General features: G+C 38.4%; 22 protein-coding genes. 12 read left to right on the top strand and 10 right to left on the bottom strand.

Going from position 1 to position 22569, the window contains the following annotated elements; translation table 11 throughout:
* Positions 1-422 precede the first annotated feature (422 nt).
* The 4 genes from EHQ58_RS09105 (at position 423) to EHQ58_RS09090 (ending at position 5665) form a co-directional block, all read left to right on the top strand.
* A complete protein-coding gene (locus tag EHQ58_RS09105) occupies positions 423-1718 on the top strand; it encodes a vWA domain-containing protein (protein ID WP_135623577.1) in 1296 nt (431 codons plus the stop codon).
* A gap of 216 nt (positions 1719-1934) precedes the next feature.
* On the top strand, positions 1935-3842 hold the full coding sequence (locus EHQ58_RS09100) for a 7TM diverse intracellular signaling domain-containing protein (protein WP_135623576.1): 1908 nt from the start codon (positions 1935-1937) through the stop codon (positions 3840-3842).
* Positions 3843-4022: 180 nt separating this feature from the next.
* The gene (locus tag EHQ58_RS09095) at positions 4023-5156 is read left to right on the top strand and encodes a DUF5683 domain-containing protein (RefSeq protein ID WP_135623575.1); all 1134 of its coding nucleotides are present in this window, start codon (positions 4023-4025) and stop codon (positions 5154-5156) included.
* 2 nt (positions 5157-5158) lie between these two features.
* A complete protein-coding gene (locus EHQ58_RS09090) occupies positions 5159-5665 on the top strand; it encodes a hypothetical protein (protein WP_135623574.1) in 507 nt (168 codons plus the stop codon).
* A 133-nt stretch (positions 5666-5798) separates the two neighbouring features.
* Here EHQ58_RS09090 and EHQ58_RS09085 read toward each other — a convergent pair whose 3' ends face one another.
* Positions 5799-6131, bottom strand: coding sequence for a DUF5615 family PIN-like protein (locus EHQ58_RS09085; protein ID WP_135623573.1), 333 nt, complete (start codon positions 6129-6131; stop codon positions 5799-5801).
* Positions 6132-6374, bottom strand: coding sequence for a DUF433 domain-containing protein (locus tag EHQ58_RS09080; protein ID WP_425460480.1), 243 nt, complete (start codon positions 6372-6374; stop codon positions 6132-6134).
* A 116-nt stretch (positions 6375-6490) separates the two neighbouring features.
* Between EHQ58_RS09080 and EHQ58_RS09075 the strand changes: the two genes are divergently transcribed.
* From EHQ58_RS09075 to EHQ58_RS09065, 3 genes are read left to right on the top strand one after another with little or no spacing between them, the layout of a single operon-like run.
* On the top strand, positions 6491-7468 hold the full coding sequence (locus EHQ58_RS09075; protein ID WP_135623572.1) for a tail fiber domain-containing protein: 978 nt from the start codon (positions 6491-6493) through the stop codon (positions 7466-7468).
* Between the two features lies 1 nt (position 7469).
* Positions 7470-7931 carry an Lcl C-terminal domain-containing protein gene (locus EHQ58_RS09070; RefSeq protein ID WP_135623571.1) on the top strand — a complete coding sequence of 154 codons (462 nt, stop codon included), beginning with the start codon at positions 7470-7472 and terminating at the stop codon, positions 7929-7931.
* A 55-nt stretch (positions 7932-7986) separates the two neighbouring features.
* On the top strand, positions 7987-8835 hold the full coding sequence (locus EHQ58_RS09065; protein ID WP_135623570.1) for a polysaccharide lyase: 849 nt from the start codon (positions 7987-7989) through the stop codon (positions 8833-8835).
* Positions 8836-8890: 55 nt separating this feature from the next.
* Here EHQ58_RS09065 and EHQ58_RS09060 read toward each other — a convergent pair whose 3' ends face one another.
* Entirely contained in the window at positions 8891-9784 is an 894-nt protein-coding gene (locus tag EHQ58_RS09060) for an AraC family transcriptional regulator (RefSeq protein WP_135623569.1), read from the bottom strand.
* 225 nt (positions 9785-10009) lie between these two features.
* Here EHQ58_RS09060 and EHQ58_RS09055 point away from each other — a divergent pair, with 225 nt between their 5' ends.
* The gene (locus EHQ58_RS09055; protein ID WP_135623568.1) at positions 10010-10960 is read left to right on the top strand and encodes an aldo/keto reductase; all 951 of its coding nucleotides are present in this window, start codon (positions 10010-10012) and stop codon (positions 10958-10960) included.
* A 68-nt stretch (positions 10961-11028) separates the two neighbouring features.
* Here the strand turns inward: EHQ58_RS09055 and EHQ58_RS09050 are convergent, their stop codons facing one another.
* Genes EHQ58_RS09050 through EHQ58_RS09035 form a run of 4 tightly spaced genes read right to left on the bottom strand, consistent with a single transcriptional unit; the run spans position 11029 to position 13757 of the window.
* A complete protein-coding gene (locus EHQ58_RS09050) occupies positions 11029-11505 on the bottom strand; it encodes a hypothetical protein (RefSeq protein WP_135623567.1) in 477 nt (158 codons plus the stop codon).
* Positions 11469-11720, bottom strand: coding sequence for a DUF1272 domain-containing protein (locus tag EHQ58_RS09045; protein ID WP_135623566.1), 252 nt, complete (start codon positions 11718-11720; stop codon positions 11469-11471). The genes EHQ58_RS09050 and EHQ58_RS09045 overlap by 37 nt, the downstream gene beginning before the upstream one ends.
* A 28-nt stretch (positions 11721-11748) precedes the next feature.
* Entirely contained in the window at positions 11749-13119 is a 1371-nt protein-coding gene (gene radA, locus EHQ58_RS09040; RefSeq protein WP_135623565.1) for a DNA repair protein RadA, read from the bottom strand.
* Positions 13119-13757 (bottom strand): ribonuclease D, encoded by a 639-nt coding sequence (locus EHQ58_RS09035; protein ID WP_135623564.1) that lies wholly within the window; start codon positions 13755-13757, stop codon positions 13119-13121. Before EHQ58_RS09035 ends, radA begins: the two co-directional genes overlap by 1 nt.
* Positions 13758-13809: 52 nt before the next feature.
* Between EHQ58_RS09035 and EHQ58_RS09030 the strand changes: the two genes are divergently transcribed.
* The 4 genes from EHQ58_RS09030 (at position 13810) to EHQ58_RS09015 (ending at position 19744) form a co-directional block, all read left to right on the top strand.
* Positions 13810-15702 carry a glycoside hydrolase family 36 protein gene (locus tag EHQ58_RS09030; protein ID WP_135623563.1) on the top strand — a complete coding sequence of 631 codons (1893 nt, stop codon included), beginning with the start codon at positions 13810-13812 and terminating at the stop codon, positions 15700-15702.
* Positions 15703-15780: 78 nt separating this feature from the next.
* Entirely contained in the window at positions 15781-16263 is a 483-nt protein-coding gene (locus EHQ58_RS09025; protein WP_135623562.1) for a putative lipoprotein, read from the top strand.
* 194 nt (positions 16264-16457) lie between these two features.
* Positions 16458-18113: a GPALPP1 family protein gene (locus EHQ58_RS09020; RefSeq protein ID WP_135623561.1), complete on the top strand. Its 1656-nt coding sequence runs from the start codon at positions 16458-16460 to the stop codon at positions 18111-18113.
* Positions 18110-19744, top strand: a complete 1635-nt coding sequence (locus EHQ58_RS09015) for a dolichyl-phosphate-mannose--protein mannosyltransferase (protein ID WP_135623560.1) — start codon at positions 18110-18112, stop codon at positions 19742-19744. The genes EHQ58_RS09020 and EHQ58_RS09015 overlap by 4 nt, the downstream gene beginning before the upstream one ends.
* Here EHQ58_RS09015 and EHQ58_RS09010 read toward each other — a convergent pair.
* From EHQ58_RS09010 to EHQ58_RS09000, 3 genes are read right to left on the bottom strand one after another with little or no spacing between them, the layout of a single operon-like run.
* Positions 19701-20813 carry a SpoIIE family protein phosphatase gene (locus EHQ58_RS09010; protein ID WP_135623559.1) on the bottom strand — a complete coding sequence of 371 codons (1113 nt, stop codon included), beginning with the start codon at positions 20811-20813 and terminating at the stop codon, positions 19701-19703. The genes EHQ58_RS09015 and EHQ58_RS09010 overlap by 44 nt on opposite strands.
* 13 nt (positions 20814-20826) lie before the next feature.
* Entirely contained in the window at positions 20827-21648 is an 822-nt protein-coding gene (locus EHQ58_RS09005; RefSeq protein WP_135623558.1) for a hypothetical protein, read from the bottom strand.
* Complete coding sequence (locus tag EHQ58_RS09000) at positions 21648-22547, bottom strand: histone deacetylase family protein (RefSeq protein ID WP_135623557.1); 900 nt, start codon at positions 22545-22547, stop codon at positions 21648-21650. Before EHQ58_RS09000 ends, EHQ58_RS09005 begins: the two co-directional genes overlap by 1 nt.
* Positions 22548-22569 lie beyond the last annotated feature (22 nt).

The raw sequence follows: 22569 nt of genomic DNA, 5'->3' as shown, positions 1-22569 counted from the left end.
TAAATAATATATTTCTATACAAATACATCTATTTCAACTTCCCGATTAATATTTTTAATATTTTTATACTTATATTTAAGTATGTCCGGTGAGTTTCTTTCTACGCGAATCTCAAATAATGAGTCTTTCTCTTCAAAAAGCTTTCTATCTTTTGATAATAAATAATATTAATATTTTTTACTGTACATATTGTACCGTATTGCAGCACCTGAAATCAAAAATAAATACTATTCCTTGTCAGTTGGCTTTGTTCATTCATCTTTTGCATAAATTGGGAGATTTGTTCGTTTACTTCCGTTCATTTGAATTTTGATACAACGATCCACGTGGCTGTCTATCCCTCAAATAGGGTATCTTGCAAGTGAATTTAGTTTGATTTGTTTCTTATCATAGGAAATTTTCATCTTAGAAGTAACGCTAACATGCTCGAAATACCAGGCTTAAACGGAATCAAAAAAATCCTGTGGAAGAATATCTCAAGTGGGATGGTCATCATCGGAGGTCTAAAAATTAATAATGGTTTTCCCATAGAACTCTTAAATTACCCGACACTCACTCCCATCTTGATTGAGACTTTGACTCACAAATATAAACTTCTTCCTAATCGAGAGATCATTGTAGCAGAAGCGATTCCTGGTGCAAGTGTGAGTAAAATGGCGGGAGCTATACGTATGGCAGAACGAAAGATCAGCTCCGTGAACAAATTTAGAAATCATTTCGCTTCCGAAAAAAATAGAATAATAGCCGAACATGACTTAGTATTGAATATATCTCAACCAATACTTTTATCTAGGGGAGTGAATCAGGATTTTCTCATCAAAGACACATTCAATTCCTTTCAATCAAAACTCATTTCTACTGGAATTCCTTCCATTTTCAACAGATTGGAGGAGGCCATCAGCTTAGCTGACGTATTCAGTGGTCGCCTAAAAGAGAAAATCAATCTTCCTGAAGACAAAGAAGTATTATTACACCTAGTGATCGATTATTCTTATAGTATGAATTCGGCAGGGAAACTAGACCGAATCCTTGCTACAGTTCATAATTTCTATCGAGATCTCACAGAATTTATATTAAACTTGAAGGTACTCGTCTATGTATTTTCCGATACTTGTGCCCAAGTAAAGTATCCCTTATCCGGAAGGGAAATAGAACGAAGGGAAACAAATTATGCTTCGTTTATGAAAAAAGTCCTGCATCACAATCAAAAAGATGTTCATAATAAAGTAATTCTTTTTACAGATGGAGAGCCGTCTGATCTGGAAGAAGCATTGCTAAATGGAAACAGAATGAAAAAGCAAAATATCGATTATACCCAAATTGTTTTTTCAATTGGCGAAGAAAAAAGACATATCATTCAAGGAGATGCTTCGAGATACAAAAGCATCGATGGCTACTTACCAGAAGGTATAAAAGCAGAAACTAGATATCTAAATGATTTAGAATGGAAAGAGGCAAAAGATAAGTCTTACGGAAATTTCATGAAAGTAGCGGAAGCTTGCGGAGGGAATCTAATTATTTTAGATATTTATGATTTTCTAAACTTAGTGAGTATTGAAGTATACGATCGGTATATGGGCCAGCTGACTCTTTCAAAATCAACAGACCTTAAGGACGCAGTACTTGCTGAATTTCAACAGAAGGCAAAGGTTCCTGGATTTGTGACAAAAGATAACAAAATCGCAAAGCCGTTTCAATTTAAAAAACTAGAACGCTAAATGGATTCCCTCCAAACTTTCTTGAATTACGAAGATTCCGTCTCATTTATTTTGTGGATTTCCCTAAGAAAAAGACAAAAGGAATGGATTCCATTCCCTTGCAACCACCAATCGCCATACCTAAAACAGATGATGTCGATACTAAATTGACTACTTTCTTTAGTAAACAGCAAAAATGAATTGCCTCTCTCAGGCAATTTTCAACTTATTTGGGTAATGTTAAATGGGACAACCAAACAGACTCGTCTCACCTTTCTCTTCTTTTGCGCACTCGTCAACTTTTGTCCCCTTCAGGCAGAGCCGGTCTATCTCTCTGAGGCGAGTCTATTTTATCGCGAAGGATTCACAGAAGAAGCCCCTAACACGATTTGGACGGAAGTCGACTCTAAAAAAATCAATTTTGGTGAAAACAAAACTCTCTCCATACCTGATGGTCTAGGAATCTTTCTAAACTCCTTATTTGTCAAGGAGGATGTCGTCAGAGAATTTAGTATCCAAATACAATTCAGAAGCGATGGAATGGATCACTTCACGACACCCGGATTAAAAATATTACAAATCGGAGAAAGTTGGGATTTGTATCAAAACGGAGAGTTGATTTATGCAAGCAAGTTGGGTACATCCAAAAAATTAAGACCCTTCCTAACTTCCCTACACCCAAATAAAATGATAAACCAAGGTAGCAGGGAAAAAATAATTTTAACTCTGCATGTAAAAGGGAGAGAGCATTCTCCAAATTTTGCTTTGGTTTTAAGTTCCTCGGACAAGATAGATGAACTTGCAAATCTCCAAAAAGAGAGTATCGAAATATTCCCTTTTTTTGCTTGCGGGGTCTTTTTTGTTTTAGGTCTCTACTTAACGTATTTATACTTACGAGTGAAACGTCTCAAGGCCGTTTTGTATTTTGGTCTTTTCCAGTTTAGTTATGCGATGGCTGTCTTTTCGCTAAGCAATTTTGCAATGCAAACTTTTGGTGACTCAAATCTATTACAAATCATCGAAACAAATGCGATTTATTCCGCCTTTCTTTTTATTGTTTGCTTTCATGATGTCTTTCTCTTAAATAAAATCCAACGAATCTCTAAAATTACGATATTCGTCGGCATACTTTGTATGTTTGTCAATACGATCTTCTATTCCTATTTTCCAAATATAATTTCACTTTTGACCATTATCGAAACACCGATGTTATTTTTTTATTTATTTATATTTTATAAAATACTGATAAAACGGCATTCAATTAATAGAAGGTTGGAAAATCCAATCCCATTTTATTTAGTTTATCTGAGAAATCGAGCAGGTATATTATCAATCATCATCGTCACAGTTGCCTCTGCTATCTATTTCGAAACTGTATTGGAATGGAAGTTTAATCTCAAGACACCCCTAGTTTTTGCTGCCTCCTTATTTTACAGTGTTTTTATGGCAATGAATGTCATCCGTCGTTTGGAAGAAGGACTGGTACAAAAAGCTACGTTTCTTTACGCTAGAGACCATGATCGAAAACAATTTGAACTCGAAAAACAATTAACAATACAAAGAGAGCGTGAATTGACATTCAATGACATTCATGATGAAACCAGTGCAGATTTAACTTTCGTTAAGTTAAAAATAGAAAAATTTGCGGACGAAGGAAGTTTGCCGAAATACAAAGCCGATGAAATTTTAACATTAATTAGCAGGATTTCTACGGGCATTCGGCAGAGACTACACTCTTTTGATGACGAAAGGAATATGATCGATCATTTTGCGGACGGAATCACTCTCCTACTACTCCGAAAGTATGAATCTACGGGCAAAATCGTAAACATAGAAACAGAAAAAATTGATCACCTAACTATTCATCTTTCAAATAAAAAAATTGAAAACTTATGCAAAATACTTCGAGAAATAGCCAATAATGATACCAAATACGGGGAATCCGTTTCTACTTGGTTCTTTTCCATTCATGAATCCGAATTATTGATGGAATTACAATCTCTATCCACGTTTCATAAAAAGGCAAACCTTCCAGGACTTGGTAGCAAAAATATTTCAAATTTAGCCAAAGAAATTGGTGTGCAAGTCCAAGAAACAATGGACGGATTCAATTACAAAATTCAATTGCGATTACATTTAACGTAAATTCAACTACATATCAATATTTATATTTTGCCCTTACGACAAGTATTCTTTAAATATACCATATTACCTTAACTATATTTCATATACCTAAAACTAAGTATTCTGAATTTGGCATCTACCCTATTTGGGGTATAGACAGTTCTCAGTTTTATTGCTAAGCTGTTTTATACGGCTAAGCAAATGTTTAATCATCTAATTTTGAAACAAAGCGTATTTCGGATTCTTTTCCTATTGGTTCTACTTTCCTGTAGTTCCCTTGAGAAAAAGAATTCAGAAACAAAGGTTCTACGTGAGACCATCAACGGTTATACTCAGTTTGAGGTATTCAAAGACCCTGTCGAAGGTGCCAAAAATCTTTTGGGTTACGACGAAATCAATAATACGGCAAAGTTATGCGAAGGTGAAATAGATAAATCAGTCACAAAATCAACAATCGACCTGATCATCGATGCCAAGGATACCCAATCTCTCTCGGCAAGTCTCCCTGCAGGACTCAGCTTACCAGTAGAAGCGAGAACCCAACTCGAAACGAGTGAGATCACCAAGATCACTCTAAAATTGATCAATCCGATCGAATACCGGTTGCTAGACTACCGATTGACTGATAAAGCCAAAACCGATCCAAAGTATAGAGATGAAAAATGTATCGTTGGCCTTTTGTATGCAGAAAAAATTCAAATGAATGTCCAGACGGCAGACAATACGAAGGTAGGTGGCGGAGTTAAAGTAAAGGAAATAGAACTATTTATCAGCAAAGCAAATGATACCTCAACAAAATCTCAGAAAAAAGCGGAGAATGTTTTTGTCGGTTTCAAATCCACTTTGCCTGGCGCGAGTCGATCGAGTGCACTTCTCCGTTCGGCAGTACTACCTGGATGGGGGCAATTCTATAAAGGCGAAAACATCAAGGGCTCCCTCTTTACAGGCGGCTTTTTACTGGCAACCTTGGTCTCTGCTTCAGCGTATAACAATTTTAATGCGAAAAAAAACGAGTACAATGATGCAAAAACTGCCGATTTGCTAGCGAACCTTACCTATACAGGCTTTAGCCCGATTGGAATCTTCACTTACTCACAAGCCAATTCGATCTCAGGTCAGGTCAACCAAGCCGGAAATTTAGCACAAGGCTCACTCTATGGACTTGGTGCTTTATATATCTTTAACTTATTTGATGCATTTTTTCTCGGATCAACAACAGGCGGTGCCGCCATGAATGAATCTCCGTATAGAGTGCATTATAATTATTATGCGACAAACTTAGGTACAATGGGTACCCAACAAAATTATGAATTTGGAATAATAGGGAGTTTTTAATCATGAATGCATTCCGTATTAAAATTTCAGTTTTCGTTTTTTCTCTACTTTTGCTAGTTATGGCAGGCTGTAAGTTCAACGTCGATACGCCTTCCGTCTTGGGATTACTCACAAACCTGCAGAAAATCTTACCCAGAGGTGTGGATTTTAGCTGTGATGCAGATGATGCTGCCACTACCGCCAAACGGATCGCAGGTAAGGTCAAAGACTTTGACAGTGCTCTTCCGATCAAGGATGCAAGACTCTCGATTACGGAACTCACAGACATTTCACCGGAACTAACAACAGATACTGGGGATTACAAACTATCCGGAATTGATCCATCGGTAAAAAAAATAACTCTAAACATTTCTGCTACAGGTTATGAATCAGAATCAAAAGAACGGGATATGACTCTATGCCAAAATCATAAGGCGAATGTAACCTTAACAAAAGTGAGTCTGGCAACCTCCGGAGTGGATGCGTTTATGTTAGATAGTTCGCAATTGGATAAAGGTCGCATCCAGTAAAAGTATGAGTATGGTTTTACGAGGCAATCTAGGGAATCCAGTTTGGAGTCAAGCTCAAAAGAGCAGCTTTCTTAACCGAGTTTCGAGATGCGAAGAAAGTTTATCGGGACTTAAGCGAAGAAGTGAGAATTTACTAATGAAGAAAAAGACAGTTAATTTTAGCAGATTGGTAAAAATCTTTAATCATTTCATAGTTCAGAATAAGAAGGTCCTTTACAATTTCTGTAGGACAATTTCCCGTTCGAATCAAAATTACCTTGGGAGGAGATCCATAAAGAAGACTATAGTCCATAAAATCTTTATCTTTTGTATCAATAATAAAAATATTTTTTTTACAGAATTCCCAAATGTCTCTATCGTCTCTCTCATCCAAATCATTGAATTCCGCGTGAGTAGAATCGGGATAAGATTCTTTCAATATCTCTGGAAGCGCATTGGAAAGGTTTGTGTCAAAAAAAAGTTTCAATCAAATAGCGATCAAATTTCTTTCTCTATCAGCAAGATAAGCAAAACAAGCGGTGATATCTTCTCTGGTAAGTTTAGGAAATTCTTCCAAAATTTCTTCAATAGTCATTCCAGACGCCAAAAAATCAAGAATATCATAAACTGTAATTCTCAGTCCACGAATGCAGGGTTTTCCGAAACGTTTTCCCGGCTCGATTGTGATAATTTTTTTGTAGTCGACCATACAAATAAGTTTAAAAGTCAAATTACAACCTTGTCAAGCGCGAACATTGCCTTATTCTCCTCATTGTTCGGGCTTCTTCCCATACCAATTTCTAACCTTTCTCCCTCTCTCACATTCAAAACACCAAGGAACACAACATGAAAAACCTAACCAAACTCACACAGTATATTAGATTCGCCGCCAAATCTTTGCTATCTGAACCTGCCCGCATCGGCTCGCTCTTTGCCTTTGGATTTGTCACAACAACTTTGGTAGCGGTGGCAGTGACTGGAACGATCAAAACCTGGACCGCCTCAGAGGTGCTAAAGGCTAGTGATCTAAATACAACGATACAGAGTTTGCAAACGGCGATAGAAGGTATTCCCAATTGGACAAAGGGTTCTTCGAGTGTAGCCTATTATACGGCAGGAAATGTGGGGATTGGAACGAGCAGTCCCGCGCGTGCCCTTGTGGTTTCAGCCGGAGTCTCGAAGTTAAATAACACAGGTGGAGTTTTGTTTACGGGCTCGGGTGGCGGTTTATTAATGGGAACTGATCAAAATACGGGCTATATCGGTGCTACAAATCAAGCTGGTGATACAGCCAACGTATTAGCCATCAATGGAGAAGGAGGAAATGTCGCTATTGGCACTTTTAGTGCCTCACAAAAACTCACAGTCAACGGTAACGCCGGCAACACAACAGGTGTTTGGGTGAATAACTCTGACCTACGTCTTAAAAAAAACATAGAACCTCTCTCGCCGTACTTAGACCGACTCATCACACTCCGGCCCGTTACCTTTGAATGGAAAGACCCTGCCAAACTCGGAGCAAGTGAAGGAAAACACATTGGATTTATTGCCCAAGAAGTAGAAAAAGTTTTTCCGAACTGGGTGGATACAGATAAGACAGGTTACAAATGGCTGAATATGGAAGGAGCCAATGCGGCTTTTGTGAAGGCATTACAGGAGTTATCCGATCGTGAGAAGGCGAATGAAAAGAAACTTGCGGATCTGATGGAGAGGAATGAGAAACTGAGCGCAACCAATGAAGAGCTGCGATTGAGATTGGAAAGGATGGAATCCGCGATTTCTCTTCTCGAAAGACACTCATTGGACAAAATGGCTCGGAAATAAAATGAAATCGAATTTTGTATTTCTACTTTCCTTGTTTTTTGCCTTGGGATGCAATCCTAAAGAAGATGGGCAAGTTCCAATAAACGAAAACAAGCCGTCATCCAAACAAGTCTCGGAGGGGAGACTGGAAATATCAGCTCCTTCAAAAGTCGAGAATGATGCCCACGTGTTAGGTGAAAATGAAATACTCATCGGTGATTTGATTTGGGAGAAATCCAGCCAATCGGGACTGATCTCCTGGGCGGCAGCAAAATCGTATTGCCATCACCAATCCATGCGGATGCCTTCTCTCTCCGAAATCAAAAGCAATTGGAGAAAACTGAACGGCAAAGATACGGTGTGGACGCGCACAAAAGAGGAATCGGAAGTAGGAACTTATTGGATCCTTGATCTAAGTTCTGGGAGCTCTGAGACTACCTCTCAAGATTTTTTAAATGAAGTAAGGTGTGTGAAAAACAAATAACGTAAATTTTGATGTAATCGATAGGAATGCCAACAGAATCTCGTCCAATTGATAGATGAGGAATCTCGACATCATATTTTTATTTTTCGCAATCATGACGGTTCAATGTCAGAAAGGCGAAAATGAAAATTCTGAATTCTTTAATTGGTTTGGTCTTGTTTCCCTAGCCTACCAATCGGGGACTACCATCGTGTGTACTCAGGAACAGCTACAAAAAGTCCAAGCAGGTCGTTCCTTTACCACAGGCTTTGAAAGCTTAGATGACGTTTCAAAATTCTATTCCGTACCCTTAAACTATCAATCGGCTGCCACTCATTCTCTCAGCACGGAACAAAAGGTTTCAGGATCTTACTCTCATAAGGCGACAATTTTTAAAATTGGTCCAACCTGTGGCTATCCCATGAACTGCAATCATAGAGGTTATCCTACCATCCAGTTACACAAATTAAATGCAGGAGGATTTAAGACTCCGGTATTGATTGAGTTTTCCGTCTATCTAGACATGCCTCTCTCTTCCACTTCGGATTGGTTTAGTTTTGCTACCTATTCGGCAGATGCCTCCGACGATTGGAAACGAGTCGTACTGATTAACACCGATTTCAAAAATAAAGCCTTTCTCATGCATGTACCCCTCCATAACCAAAGCAATCTCACATACCAAAATCCAAGCCTAACATTTCCCGGGAAACAATGGGTAAAAATGAAAACATGTCTAAATCTTGATCCTAACGGTGGTGAAGCAAAGGTTTGGCAAGATGAGGTTCTGGTCTCAACTTCCAATGTTTCTGGCGGGTGTGGAGTCCTCGAGCAAGCTCACTTCGGATTGTATGCCTCGCCTACGCTTTCCACTGGTACTGTGTATAACGACGATTTAACGATCACGGAAGTGAACGTTTGTCCATAGGATAAGAAATCCTGACAGATCAGGAACACGATTTGTAAATCAAGAGCTTGCGCTGCTAGTCACGAACTATACTCAAATCCTTTGAAGGTGCAACACCAAATAAACGCTTATATTCCCTAGTGAATTGTGACGCGCTTTCGTAACCTACTTTTAGTGACGCCTTGTAAGCACTAATACCATCTAACATCATAATTTCTCTAGCTTTATGCAATCTTATGCTTTTAATGTATTGTAAAGGTGTGAAATTTGTTACCTCCTTGAAGCAAGAATGAAACTGAGATACACTCATGCCTGCTTCAAAGGCAAGGCTTTTAGTACTTAGATTTTTATGGAATGAATGATGAATTTTATCAAGGACTTTCGCTATTTGATAGAATTTTCGATTCCTGTAGACTAATGCTTGTAATATTTGACCGTTCTCACCTATCAAAATTCGATAGATAATTTCACGCACGATCATCGGTCCGAGAATCATCGTTTCTGCTGGAGATAATATTACATTTAGCAAACGATACACTGCGTCATTTATATGATCGTTCGTTGGCGCGGTATAAATACCTTTGTACAAATGGTCTGAAGGATTCTTGATCAAATCTAATTCTGTAAGTAAGGCTCCAAGAATTTTGGGATCGATTTTGATGATTAAACCAAGAAGAGGACCGTCAGTAGGTCGAATGCCTTCACATTCTAAAGGTAAAGGCACAGGAAGGACTAGATATCGAGACCGATTATAAATAAAAACCATATCTCCGAAGAATACTTTTTTCTCTCCGTTAACAATAATGATTATCTCCGATCCGTAAGCGATCGGTTTTCTTTTAAAAGACGATTCGACCCGAAATAACTTAACCCCAATTAACGGGATCTCAAATACACTTTCTTTAGGAACCAACCGATCGAAAAGTTGCATCTCATTAGAATTTTTTTTATCTACTTTTGTTTCCTGCATACGATTCTAATTCTAATGAAATCTCCCTCCTTATTAAGGAATAAATTCCTGTTTTAAGGCAATATAAAAACTAGCCTCAGTCATATTAGAGGATTAGGCAAGAAATTAGAGTTTCCTCTCTTGCATTTTTGCTTGGGATGTCTTATATTAAATCCATTCATATCATCGTTTTTATTCGAGAATGAACATCATTTAACAAATTGCGATTTAGGAAAGAATGACAAAATGAAAAGAAAATTAGGAACTCAAGGACTGGAAGTCCCATCCGTCGGACTCGGCTGTATGGGAATGTCAGATTTTTATGGAACTTCTTCTGAAGTTCAGAATCTATCTGTTCTAGATCGAGCGCTAGAGATTGGATGCTCCTTCTGGGATACATCTGATATGTATGGTCCGTTTACAAACGAGATATTATTGTCCAAAGCAATGACAGGACGAAGGAGTAAAATAATACTCGCAACAAAATTTGGAGTCTCACGAGGTGAAGACGGAAGTTGGCTTGGAATTAAAGGTGGTGCTGATTATGTTAAGGCGAGCTGTGAGGCATCGTTAAAAAGATTGAAAACGGACTATATCGATCTTTATTACCAACATCGCGTAGATCCTAATACACCGATCGAAGAAACCGTAGGTGCCATGGCTGATTTGGTCAAAGCTGGTAAGGTGCGTTACCTAGGTCTTTCCGAAGCCGATCCAGCAACAATCATCCGAGCAAATTCGGTACATCCCATCAGTGCCCTTCAAACCGAATATTCGTTATGGTCAAGAGAAGTAGAAGCAGAGATACTACCTACACTGAAAAAACTCAATATTGGTTTTGTCGCCTATAGCCCATTAGGCAGAGGATTCCTTTCGGGAGCCATCCGATCTCGAAACGATTTGGAACCTGGGGATTGGAGATTGGAGAATCCTAGGTTTACCGACGAGGCGATTTCAGCTAATATTCTTTTGGTGGATAAGGTTAACAAAATAGCCAAAGAGCTCGGTGTTTCGTCGGCTCAAGTCTCACTAGCCTGGATTCTGTCCCGTGAAAGTTTCATCTCTACGATCCCAGGAACTCGAAACATCCAGCGACTCGAAGAAAATTGGGAGTCGCAAAATCTCACACTCAGCGATCAACATTTTGCCGAACTCGAGTCTCTACTTAAGCAAAGCGTGATCGGAGAACGTTATTAGACTTGTGATTGCGTTTTCACCCTTTCAGTTCTGTGGACTTTCAATCCCACTGAGAGGGCGATATTTTTTTATGTTTCGATTTCCTCGGACTGAGAAAAATCGATCCATTCTCTTGGTATTTCCTCCTCATTTAGAATTTCTATTTCAATCAACCATTCGCTACATTCGAAATCTAGATCATCACCCTTTTTCCCGAGGGGTCTGAGTCCTCTGATTTTACCAGAAACAGGATAACTTAAAATCGCTTTTGTGTTGATAAGAATCCCGGAAATCCGATCTGACCAATATTTATAAAAACGATCGTAAGTCTTAAGGAATACGGATTTCTTATGTATATAAATGATGTCCATCGGATAGGTAGACTCTTCATAATCCAATACCAATCGATAGTGAAATAATGAGGAAATGGACCGTAAGGCTTTTCTGTTCATTGCAGCAGTATAAGAAATTTCGATGACAGCAGAAAGACGAAAAAATGAAAATTTAAAGAATCGAACGAGGGCAATATTTAATCGAGATTCTCCGCACAGCCAGAAGGGTTCCAAACCCTCTGAACGGAAGCAGGATACTTTGCTAATTTTAGCTCCGGACGTCTAGGTCGTACAACCAACTCCCCGCCACAATTTGGGCAGATAAAATCTAGTTTAGTCCGTGCACATTGTTCGCAGAATGTGCATTCAAAAGAACAAATTCTCGCATGAGGAGAATTCGGTGGAAGATCGATGTCACAACATTCACAACTAGGTCTCAATTCTAACATTTAATTAAGTTCCTATTTTGATTCCTTATTAAAAACCAAGTTCTCTGAGATGTTTTACACCAACTAATTCTAAGTCTGCGAACACGCCATGCGTTTCCTTCAAATTTCCATGAGGCAAATATACCTTGGAGATGCCGATCCCTTGCAATTCTTTCAAACGTAGTCCAATCTGGCCCACACTTCTCACTTCACCTGACAAACCAACCTCTCCGAGAAATCCGATGGACCTGGAAATAGGTTTGTCTTGGTAAGAGGAAGCAATAGAAGCCGTGATGGCTAAGTCTAAACTAGGTTCGTCGATGGAAAGTCCACCGGCTAAATTGCTAAAAATGTCGCATTCCGATAAGGGCATCGTCAGGTATTTTTCAATCACCGCAGAAAGTAATATGACACGCCGATTGTCTAATCCCTCTGCCATTCGCCGCGCTTGGCCAAAAGCAGATTTCGCTACCAATGCTTGTACTTCCACACTGATGGCACGAGAGCCTTCCATGACAGAAGACAACACACTTCCCGATCTTTCCTCAGACTCGGGAGAAATGAAGAGTCTATGCCGGTCGAGTACTTGCTTAAGTCCATCAGAAGCCATCTCGAAAATGGCGGTGTCTCCAACGGCACCAAATCGATTTTTAACGGCACGTAAAATGCGATAATAATTGAGCCGATCACCTTCAAAGTAGAGAACGGTGTCAACTAAATGCTCTAGAACCTTTGGCCCGGCAATTAACCCTTCTTTGGTGATATGACCAATCAAAAAGATTGGCACGCCTGTTCTCTTCGCTGTTTCGAGAAATACTTGAGAAGCTTCTCGGAGCTGTGTCACAGATCCTGCTTGGTTCACCAAACTTTCTTTAAGGATCGTCTGTATCGAATCTATAAACACAACGGCAGGTTTCAAATCTGCTATCATTTGTGCAATGTTCTCCGCATAAATTTCTGAGGACAAAAGCACATTGTCAGTATGAAGACCCATCCTTCTTGCGCGCATTCCAATTTGGGAGGCTGACTCTTCTCCCGATATATAGAGCACCTTACCAGCCTTAGAGATCCCACGTGCAATTTCGAGTACAAGAGTAGATTTACCGACTCCTGGTTCTCCACCGATTAGAAGCAAGCTCCCCGGCACAATCCCACCACCCAAAACCAAATCCATCTCGGAATAGGAAGTGGAAAGCCTCTGGAAGGTCTCCTCTTCCACTTTGCTAACAGATACAGGTGTTTGGTACTTTCGAGGTGAGGAGGTATCGATTTGTTTTGCCTCAAACCTACCCCCTCCCCCAGAAATGAGTTCCTCAATGGTATTCCATTCATTACAAGTATCGCATTTTCCAGCCCAGCGTTGGAACTGAGCACCACAGACCTTGCATTGGAATACTTTGGCAGGAGGTTTTTTCGCCATCAATGCTCGAAAAGATTATAAACTTCTAAAAGATCCAGTTCCACCTGAGTTTCGATGAAATGGAAACATTTTTGGGCAATCGCAAATCGATTTTCACGTATGAGCATTTCTGTCAAAATCTGTTCAAGGGAAATTAAAAAGCGAACATCTGTTCCTGCATAGTCAACTTGGTCCTTTGTTAAGATCTTTTTTCCCCAATCGGAGGATTGATTTTTTTTATCGATATTTTCTTCAAAAAATTCTCGTATTAATTCTTTTAATCCATGTTTGTCGGTATAGGTGCGAGCAAGTTTACTTGCGATCTTTGTACAAAAAACATTTTTCAGATGGATACCAAGCCTCGCAGTCAGAAAGGTCATATCCATGCGAGCAAAATGAAATATTTTCTCAATCTCAGTGGATTCAAATAATTTTTGAAGCTTCGGTGCGTCTTTCTGTCCCGGAAGAATTTGAACAAGTGAGATTCTATTTTTGGAATCACAAAGCTGAACGACACAGAGTCGATCCCTTCTGGGATTGAGGCCCATCATCTCGCAATCGACTGCAAGTCTATCATCTTTCTTATAGGCATCAAAGAATTCATCACTCAAATCGCCTTGAAAGACAACAGGTTTTATAGTTGAACGTTTTTGGGTCATAATGGCTTACTATGGAAAAGGTTCCTCTTAAATCATCAAATAGATTTTTCCGATGAAAATTCAATACCGCATACACGACCACATTTTTCTTTCCCCATTTTTACCCTTAAAACCAGGCGTTTTCCAAAGTGAATGCAAGAAATTTGAGCTACATCTCACATCTTCTTCGCCAAGTAAGGCGGAAACGGTCATCCAGCCCAAGCTCATATGGCGTGAAACGACAAGACCCGAGGTTGGTTTTAGCGTAGATTTTTTCGAACTGGATCTATCCGAAATTCCACATGGGGAAGGGTATCAGTCTTTCCAGCATGGCTATCAGTCTTGGTCTCTCTCTAAACGCATGCAAGCATCCGAGGCGGATCGATCTCCTAGACTTGCTTTTTTGCAGTACACCCAAGAAAACATCTATTCCAAACACAAAGGCGAAGCTGGAGAAGTCATCTCGGAATATTTCACGATCCTTTATCAACAATCGAGCTCCAGAGGCCATTTGTATGCTTCCCTCGATCGCGGCGAGTTTGGGATGAAGTTTAAAACCCACATAACGCCTGAAGGTGCCATCACGAAGGTGTCTGCCATTTATGATTTTTACTGTCTACCTGATTTACGTCCGAATAGTAAGATCATCATTTCAAAGGTTCTCATTGAGTCCTTTACCGGTATTCCAGAAGTCATTCTTGCCAATTATTTCAAAAAATTGGGCGAAAAACTAGGAACCCCTACCCTCCCCAAAAAAGTGCCCACCGGATGGTGCTCTTGGTATTATTATTACACGAAAATAGACCAAAAAACTATATTTGAAAACCTAAGCAAAGTTAGAGAACTAAATCTTCCTATAGAATTTTTTCAGATAGATGATGGCTACCAAAGAGAAATCGGAGATTGGCTTGTTCCCAATGACAAATTTCCCGGCGGGATGCGCATTTTGGCGGACGAGATCAAACGGATTGGATTGAAACCTGGAATCTGGCTTGCTCCCTTTTTAGTTCGAAAGAAATCAGAATTTTTTCGTAAGTTTCCTGAGGCCATTCTTAAAGATGAAAACGGGAAACCAGTTCCCGCCATCTATCAACCATTATGGGGCAGAGGGTATACTTATGCGCTTGATATCACTCATCCCACAGCACTTGCCTACATTGAAAAAGTTTTTACTACCATTGTTAAAGATTGGGGCTACCCATACTTAAAATTAGATTTTCTTTATGCTGGTCTTTTACCTGGCGATACTTACAAAAAAAATCTTTCACCTCAAGCGCGCTATATGGAAGCTCTCGCCTTGATTAGAAAAATTGTTGGTAAAAATACTTTTTTACTTGGTTGTGGCGCACCCATGTTACCATCCGTCGGTTTTTTTGATGGGATGCGAATTTCTTGTGATGTTGCTCCTTATTGGGGACCAGAACGATTACGTGTCTTTTTGAAAGATAGAAATGCACTTTGCACTAGAACTGCACTTTTAAATGACCTAACACGTGCTTCAATGCACAGAAATCTTTGGCTGAATGATCCAGATTGCCTTCTAGTACGTAAGAAAAAGAACCAAATGACAGAAGCCCAAACTAAAATTATGGCATCGGTCATGGGAGTGTCCGGCGGCATGTTACTTGTTTCAGATGATTTGACAAAACTGGAACTCGATCGCTTAACTCTGCTTAAAAAAGTATTTCAACTCAATGCAGAATGCGAAACAGAAACTCCGATTCCACTTGGTATCTTTGAAAATGATTTTCCCCAAGGTCTATACAATCCTGCCGGTTATATCGGTATCTGGAATGTCACCGAATCACCTGCTAAAATTTCTGTCACTTTACCAAAACCAATCAAATCTAAAGGGCCATATATTGATTTCTGGACAGGTAAAATTATTGATTTGGAAATTTCGCAGAAAAAAGACAAAGTTGACATAGAGCTGCCAGCTTTCGGTTCTGTCGTCTTTGCGATCTAAACAGAAATCCCTTGAAAAAACCTTGACCGAAATTTAAGATACTCTAAACTAAATGGTAATTTATTTTTTGAGGGAAATATGAAACAAAAATTACTTCTACCAATCAGTCTCCTCCTATCACTCGCTATTGTATTCTCGCAATGTGCATCTCTCGATACAGCTTCCGGCTCTCTTTCTAGATTTGCATTTTCTGCATCCGATTCCACATCTGCTTTATTAAAATCATTGAGCACCAGCGTTTCTTCCATTTCCGATTCGATTTCAAGTGAGTCGAAAGGTGAGAAAGAAAGTGCGTATCGCCAAGACATAAAATCATCGATTGTACTTTTTCATAAACACCCTGCTACGCAGATGGATATGGAACAGGATCTTGCTATGATCGCAAAAGAACATGGCATTACGAACTGGAAAAACAATGCAAATACATATTATGGAATAGGCCAAGGATTAAAAGCAGCTAGCGCCAACCAAAAGGAATTTGACATAATTGTAGAACGAGTCGCACAGAACAATGAAACTATGGCGAATCTTTTGAAAGAAGGATATCTATCTTTAAAATAATTTTTAAACAACTCATCGTTGTTTATCTAATATCCTTTGTTACTACTTCCGTCGTAGCAAAGGATCAATCTGAACATATCTCTTTCCTGCACATCCTATCTAACTCTGGTCAATCGAGTGGTGGTCATACAGCTCTTCTGATCGGCAATAAAGTCTATCATTTCCAATACAATTTTAATGATAAAATCTTACATTTGATCAGAGATCCTTGGGAAGAATTCCGATTTCATTACACTGTCTGGGAAAATCGAAGCATCCATCTATTAGAACTAGGTATTCCTACAGAAGCAAAAGATAAATTTAAATCACACTGGGACGAGGCCTACCTGATTCAAAGAAAATGGATCGAAAATCTGGAGGACATAAAGTCAGATCTTGCCTTTATCAGCCATTTACATTCATTAGCAGAAAATGAATCAACAGACTATCCGATATCAGGACTAGGTTACTTCAATCTAGAAGAAAAAAGTGAACATGTACCGATTGATTTCACAGATAACGAATTGCAGAAGATGCAAGAGGATCTGACTCGCTTACAAAAGATATCGATAGATTTTTACAAACTTTATAAGCAGAATGAAAATCATTTTAAATCAACCGAAGTCTCGGACAGGCGTGATCTCAATGTAACTCCACCTACTAAATACAATTCGCTTTTCAAAACTTGGGAGGAAAAGGAACAAAAAAAATTTGTTCGTGAATTTTTGATTTCTGGTAAATCCTTTGAGCCTAGTGCCTTTATCATTCTCAATCAAAATGAAGTATTTTCTCTGCAAGAAAATGACAAGACCCACCTAATCTCCGTTCGTACAAATTTACAAAATCAACTTCGAACATGTCTCTTCATAGAAAATAAATGTAATGGAATGGAAGAGATTGTCCTTCTCGTGAGAAATCATGCCATAGAGGAAAGTTTAAAATTAGGCTATTTCGTGATTCCAAAAAAGGCAGTATACAATCCATTTTATTTCGAAGATGCCGAAGAGATCCCAGATCATGTTCTCGAAGAAAAAAGAAACGAGTCACTGCGGTTGTTCGAACACGCAAAGAGACAATTTTTTGGTTCCTCAGGAGATTTCGCTTTTTCAGATTGGGAAAAGGATATGGCAAAAATTGATTCTTTACAGAGAAAAAAATTCGATATCGTAAGCTTTGAGCCTTACCCTTCTTTGCCAGGCAAAAGAAAATTCGAAAGAAACCCTTCCTTTTACTTCGTAAAACCAGAAACAATCGAAATGATTCGACAACAGAACGGGAAATACGAGCAATTTGTTCAGCAAATTTACCCATATCATATCATTTTGCAGAATTGTACGGGAGAGATCTTTCGATATCACAATCAATTTTATAAAGAGGCAAGCGAACAAAAATACGTGTTTGGTGGAACCATCTCCGAAAAAACGAACACCTTCTCGTTTGTGCCTTTTCTCGCCGCCATAAAAGTAAGAAATCATTTTCGAGTGGTCCAAGAGAAAGAAATCCTATCTTTTAGATTGCAGAAACTAAAATCAAAGTCTTTATCGCCCATTATGCGGACCAAAGAGGATATCGTTCCTATCTCTAGTTATTATCAAAAAAATCCTTATGACCAGGAGTTTTTCCTTTTTACGGATGATACAGTTGCCCTTAGACCCGTCTATGGTCTCACAAATATTATATGGGGGTTGGGGCACACTACGGCAGGAATATTTACATCTCCCTGGGACCGGGGTAAAAAATTTACGAATGGTGTTAAGAGCATTTTTTTTAGTTTCCCAGAAGTTTTCTTTTTTAATATTAGAAAAGGATACTTCCCATACGTTACTGAGAAAGATTTGCCAGAAAGTTATTACGAAAAGGTATACGAATGAACCAATTTTTTTTTCTCAGCATCCCGTTTATTTTAACCCTACTCTTTAGCTTTCTTCCCACGAAACTGTGGTTTGACTATCTGGATCAAACGATCGTGATTTCGGTTACTTTGTTTTTTTTTAGCTTTCATGCTTTGACTTTCATTTTTCAACGTCCGCTTGCCAATACTCTTTCTAGCTTTGAAAATGTATTAAATCGAAATAGAACATTGGTTTTGCTTGGATTCTTCCTTTTCATGTTATGTTTCCCCTTTCGAAATTTAAACTGGGGAGATGGGATCATTCTACTAGAAACAAACCTCTTAGAGACTGAGCTCTTCGGATCCCAAATTGCAATGGATGAGATTTTAGAAACCATTTCACATAGTCTCGCATTTCGAATCTTATCGATCTGGAATTTCGATGATGACAATAGGTACGCATATCAAATCGTCTCTTTCTTGAGTGGTGCTATATTTTTAGCCTTTCTTGGTTGGAAGTTGAATTCTGGTCCTCAAAAAAGAACCAATCTATTTGAAAGCATCCTCTTTTTAGGATCGTCTGGTTTCTTGGTTTTTTTCGGATATGCCGAAAACTATAGTATCCTCAGCCTATTCATCTTTCTTTTTATCTTTTATGTCAGACAGTGGATCCAAACCGACTTATCACCAAACGTTCTCCTCATCAACTCGACTCTCCTCGTAACTCTTGGAATTTACCTACATCTTGTTTCCGGATTTTTAATCATTTCATTGTTTTATCTATGGATAGAATTTTCACCAAAAAACAAGCGTTGGAATGACTTAATCAAATGTAGCTTTATTGGAGGTATCATCCTCCTATTGGGTTTCTGTTATTTACTCTTTCTACATGATCCAACTTTGGATCGTAAAAGCAGTCATTTACTACATCCACCTATTTATCCATGGAAAAGATTAATTTCTCTTAACCATCTCACAGAAATAACGGCCGTCATGTGGTACAATTCGAGAGTCCCCCTTTTAATTCTTGCTTATTTTTATTTTTTTGAAAGATCTATTCTAAAATCGTTTTTTCAAAAAAAAGAAAACAAATTTATTTTATCGGTAATAGTCTCTTTTTTGGTGAATGGATTTATCATTAATCCAATGTTGGGTTTTCCTTCTGATTGGGATATGATCGGATTTTATTGGATTCCGTTCGCTTTTCTCGGCTACCATTTGCTAACGGAACATCGTTTTCTAATCATCAAATTTGCTAGTGTACTGCTCTTTACATTTACGATTCAGATTCTTCAGGCTCGACATCTAAACTATTTAGATGAGGCTAAAAACAAAGAGGTATTGCTCACACAAAAAATTGTTCATGAGTATGTATCCGAGAATCGAATAAAAATAAGCGGGTTACCTAGAACCGAAAAAAAGTTTTATGCAAAAACTGATTTTTTCTTTTATAAATCGATTCAGATATCGAGAAGGATTTGCGAATTTACTGGTAAAAATGAATTGATCAATACTCTCCAAGCACTTCAAAAAGAATTCCAAGAGGGAACCGACACTGGGAAATTAAATGATAAAATTTGGATTAAGGATTTTTTAACGAAAGCTACGATAACAAATACTGCTTATATCAAATCTCTAAAAGAATATAACCTATGTCATCTTGAGCTTTAGAGTACGTTTTCAGAAAATCAGTAAATGTATTGATTTCATTTTTCATTCTCATAGTCCTGTCTTCACCTGGAGCGATCTGCAACAAGGATTGTACTAAAGGATGAGAAGTTGAGCCGAGAAGCCCATCAGAATAAATGAGAAGTGTATCGCCTGCATTAGCGGAGATTTCCTTTTCAGAAAATGTAATGGAATCTAAAATTCCGAGAATTTGCCCTGAATTTTCCTGTAAAACCTCAAATTGATCAGAATCTTTCTTAAATAATATCGGAAAAGGAAAACCTCCTCTCGCATAACGAATCAGTTGATTCTTATGATCCACGAGGAGACTGATTGCCGTCATACTATGAGTACCGATTTCATGGCATAATTCTTGATTCAGTCGGGTCAGAATATTACCAGGATGGATTTGACCAGATCGAGAAATCTCTTTATGAATCGTAGTCATCAAAATACTAATTAAACCTGAAGTAACTCCGTGACCTTCTATGTCTCCCATGAGAATGAGAGTCTGATCCTCTTCAAGACCGATTACTTGATAAAAATCTCCCGACACAAAACTGAGAGGAATGATTTCTCCGAGTAGTTGATGGCTGAGTTTGGGTAAATTCATCGTTTTGGATTGGATACGAGAAGCCAACCGAAGGTCACGAGTGAGTGCCTCTTCTTGAGATTCCTTTTCTTTCAGAAAACCATAATATTCAATAGATCTGGCAATGGAATTTTCAATCGATTTTATTTCGAATGGTTTGAGTATAAAATCTGTCGCCCGATGGTAAAGAGAAGTGACAACCGTTTGAATGTCCCTTTCTCCCGTGATCATGAGAACCTGTGTTTTTGAATCAATCCCTTTGATTTTTGGCAATAGCTCAAGACCCGACATTTGTGGCATATTCACATCTAAAAAAACAATCGGATTCAATTCTCTTTCGAAATACTCAAGGCCTTGTGCAGGATTTGTAAAATAGCGAACGTAATATCCCAGTCCATTGACCAGTAGCTCAAGAGTTTCACAAATTTCCGAATCATCGTCAATGATGAGAATTTCAGGTTTAAATGAATAATCTGGCATATTTTTTTTTGCTCTATTCTGGAGTATCCTTTAGCCGGAACTTCAGTTTTTGCTTTATATCATCCACCTTTTTATAGTAACTCTCATCGAAAACCTTCTTTTCTAAGTAAATGTCCGTGCAGGATATCATTTCTCCATATTTCCATTCATAAGCTTCCCCATTTTCATAACAAACTTTGTTTTGGTGAATATGAGAAGATAGCAAACGGAGATTTACGCCTCGAAATGACTGTATCAATGCGCGAAAACTGCCTTCTTTTTCCGGATCAATGAAGCGAAATTTTCGGGCAAATAGTACGGCATCATGAAAATACTCAGGTACGTTGAAGGCACCAGAAGTTCCTAATTTTTTAGCAAGCATTCGTATAAAGTTTGTTAGTTCAGTAAAAACATTTAAACCTGGGTATTCTTGTCCAAAATAGAGTTCTTTTTTGATCTTATCCGTGGTAAAATTTAAGTTCTGAGTGAGTAGCCAATCAATATAAACCATAGGGAAATGCTCATCATCCCCTTTTAAGTGGAATTGAGAAACTTTCAATCGCATGTGAATTAAGATTTTCCCTTTTTTTGTTTTTACATAAACTCGATTGTCATAATCATTTAACACTTCGATTGAGAGTTCAGAATTTGGAAATCCTCGCGTCTGTATGGCCTTAAAAACTCCTGCCTCATTAAAAAGATCTTCAACTTCATCCTTTCGAAACCTATTGAACAATCTCGGTTCCATATTCAGTGAAGTATTTAATTCTCTCGAAACATCAACAAGCGTTAGTTCATCTAAATTTAGCCATTCAGAATTTCCTTTCTTTTTATCTGTAGATGAAAAAATTCCCATCAAATTTCACCAAAGGCAGCGATGGTATTAAAATGAATTTCGACCGTATCTCGAAAATCTCTGGCATATCCTCCTGCAAGTGTAATGACACAAGGGATATTTTGATTTGTACAGTAAGAGCGAACCATCTGGTCTCTTTCCTTTAATCCTTTCATACTGACTTTCAATTCTCCAAGGGAATCATCTTCATAAGGGTCAGCACCTGCCAAATAATAAACAATATCAGGCTGGAATGATGCTTTAATTTTTTCAAGTGAATCCCTAAGCAATGTTAGATAACGATCATCTTTTATTCCAGGCTCTAAGTGCACATCCAAATTCGAAATTTCTTTTCTAGGATATATATTTCCTTGGTGCATAGAAAATGTGAAAACATTGTCATCATATTGGAAAATATAAGAATTACCATTGCCTTGGTGTAAATCTAAGTCGATGATCAGTGCTTTATGATTTTCTGATGTTTCTTTTGATTTTTTTATTGCAATTGCGACATCATTCAAATAGCAAAAACCTTCTGCACGGTCAGGAAAACTATGATGGTAGCCTCCCCCCATATTAAAAGCAAACTTGTATTTACTGGTCAGCTCCATGGCCATGACAGTCCCACCAACGCCGTAACAGAAACTACTAACAATGTTTTGATTTAATGGCAGCTCGGAATATATGGTTCTATCGGTGTGCTCATACCCAAAGAGGTCATCGAGGTATTCCTTGGTGTGAACTAACTCCAGATCATGATCGAGAGCTCTTTCGGGTCTGAGGATATCCCAGGAGGCGAAAACCGGATCTTTTTTCACTCGATTGTAAAGATGCGAATATTTATGTGCAGGAAAAATATGCCCTGGCAGATCGAGATTGTACTGAGAGTGGTAAATTAACGCTAAGTCTTGTAAACCCATCTCTTTCATATTGAGATGAAAA

The organism is Leptospira ognonensis (assembly GCF_004770745.1).
In the GTDB taxonomy this organism is placed as follows: Bacteria; Spirochaetota; Leptospiria; order Leptospirales; family Leptospiraceae; genus Leptospira_A; species Leptospira_A ognonensis.
The sequence above is the reverse complement of the archived record's forward strand: the minus strand, read 5'-3'. Positions and strand labels throughout refer to the sequence as shown.

Coding starts and splice junctions, on each gene's coding strand:
- EHQ58_RS09005 (WP_135623558.1), bottom strand. CDS start 21,648: ATGGGAATTTTTTCATCTACAGATAAAAAGAAAGGAAATTCTGAATGG.
- radA (WP_135623565.1), bottom strand. CDS start 13,119: ATGGCGAAAAAACCTCCTGCCAAAGTATTCCAATGCAAGGTCTGTGGT.
- EHQ58_RS09075 (WP_135623572.1), top strand. CDS start 6,491: ATGAAAAACCTAACCAAACTCACACAGTATATTAGATTCGCCGCCAAA.
- EHQ58_RS09030 (WP_135623563.1), top strand. CDS start 13,810: ATGAAAATTCAATACCGCATACACGACCACATTTTTCTTTCCCCATTT.
- EHQ58_RS09060 (WP_135623569.1), bottom strand. CDS start 9,784: ATGCAGGAAACAAAAGTAGATAAAAAAAATTCTAATGAGATGCAACTT.
- EHQ58_RS09000 (WP_135623557.1), bottom strand. CDS start 22,547: ATGGGTTTACAAGACTTAGCGTTAATTTACCACTCTCAGTACAATCTC.
- EHQ58_RS09095 (WP_135623575.1), top strand. CDS start 4,023: ATGTTTAATCATCTAATTTTGAAACAAAGCGTATTTCGGATTCTTTTC.
- EHQ58_RS09065 (WP_135623570.1), top strand. CDS start 7,987: ATGAGGAATCTCGACATCATATTTTTATTTTTCGCAATCATGACGGTT.
- EHQ58_RS09035 (WP_135623564.1), bottom strand. CDS start 13,757: ATGACCCAAAAACGTTCAACTATAAAACCTGTTGTCTTTCAAGGCGAT.
- EHQ58_RS09055 (WP_135623568.1), top strand. CDS start 10,010: ATGAAAAGAAAATTAGGAACTCAAGGACTGGAAGTCCCATCCGTCGGA.
- EHQ58_RS09045 (WP_135623566.1), bottom strand. CDS start 11,720: ATGTTAGAATTGAGACCTAGTTGTGAATGTTGTGACATCGATCTTCCA.
- EHQ58_RS09010 (WP_135623559.1), bottom strand. CDS start 20,813: ATGCCAGATTATTCATTTAAACCTGAAATTCTCATCATTGACGATGAT.
- EHQ58_RS09100 (WP_135623576.1), top strand. CDS start 1,935: ATGTTAAATGGGACAACCAAACAGACTCGTCTCACCTTTCTCTTCTTT.
- EHQ58_RS09090 (WP_135623574.1), top strand. CDS start 5,159: ATGAATGCATTCCGTATTAAAATTTCAGTTTTCGTTTTTTCTCTACTT.
- EHQ58_RS09070 (WP_135623571.1), top strand. CDS start 7,470: ATGAAATCGAATTTTGTATTTCTACTTTCCTTGTTTTTTGCCTTGGGA.
- EHQ58_RS09015 (WP_135623560.1), top strand. CDS start 18,110: ATGAACCAATTTTTTTTTCTCAGCATCCCGTTTATTTTAACCCTACTC.
- EHQ58_RS09105 (WP_135623577.1), top strand. CDS start 423: ATGCTCGAAATACCAGGCTTAAACGGAATCAAAAAAATCCTGTGGAAG.
- EHQ58_RS09025 (WP_135623562.1), top strand. CDS start 15,781: ATGAAACAAAAATTACTTCTACCAATCAGTCTCCTCCTATCACTCGCT.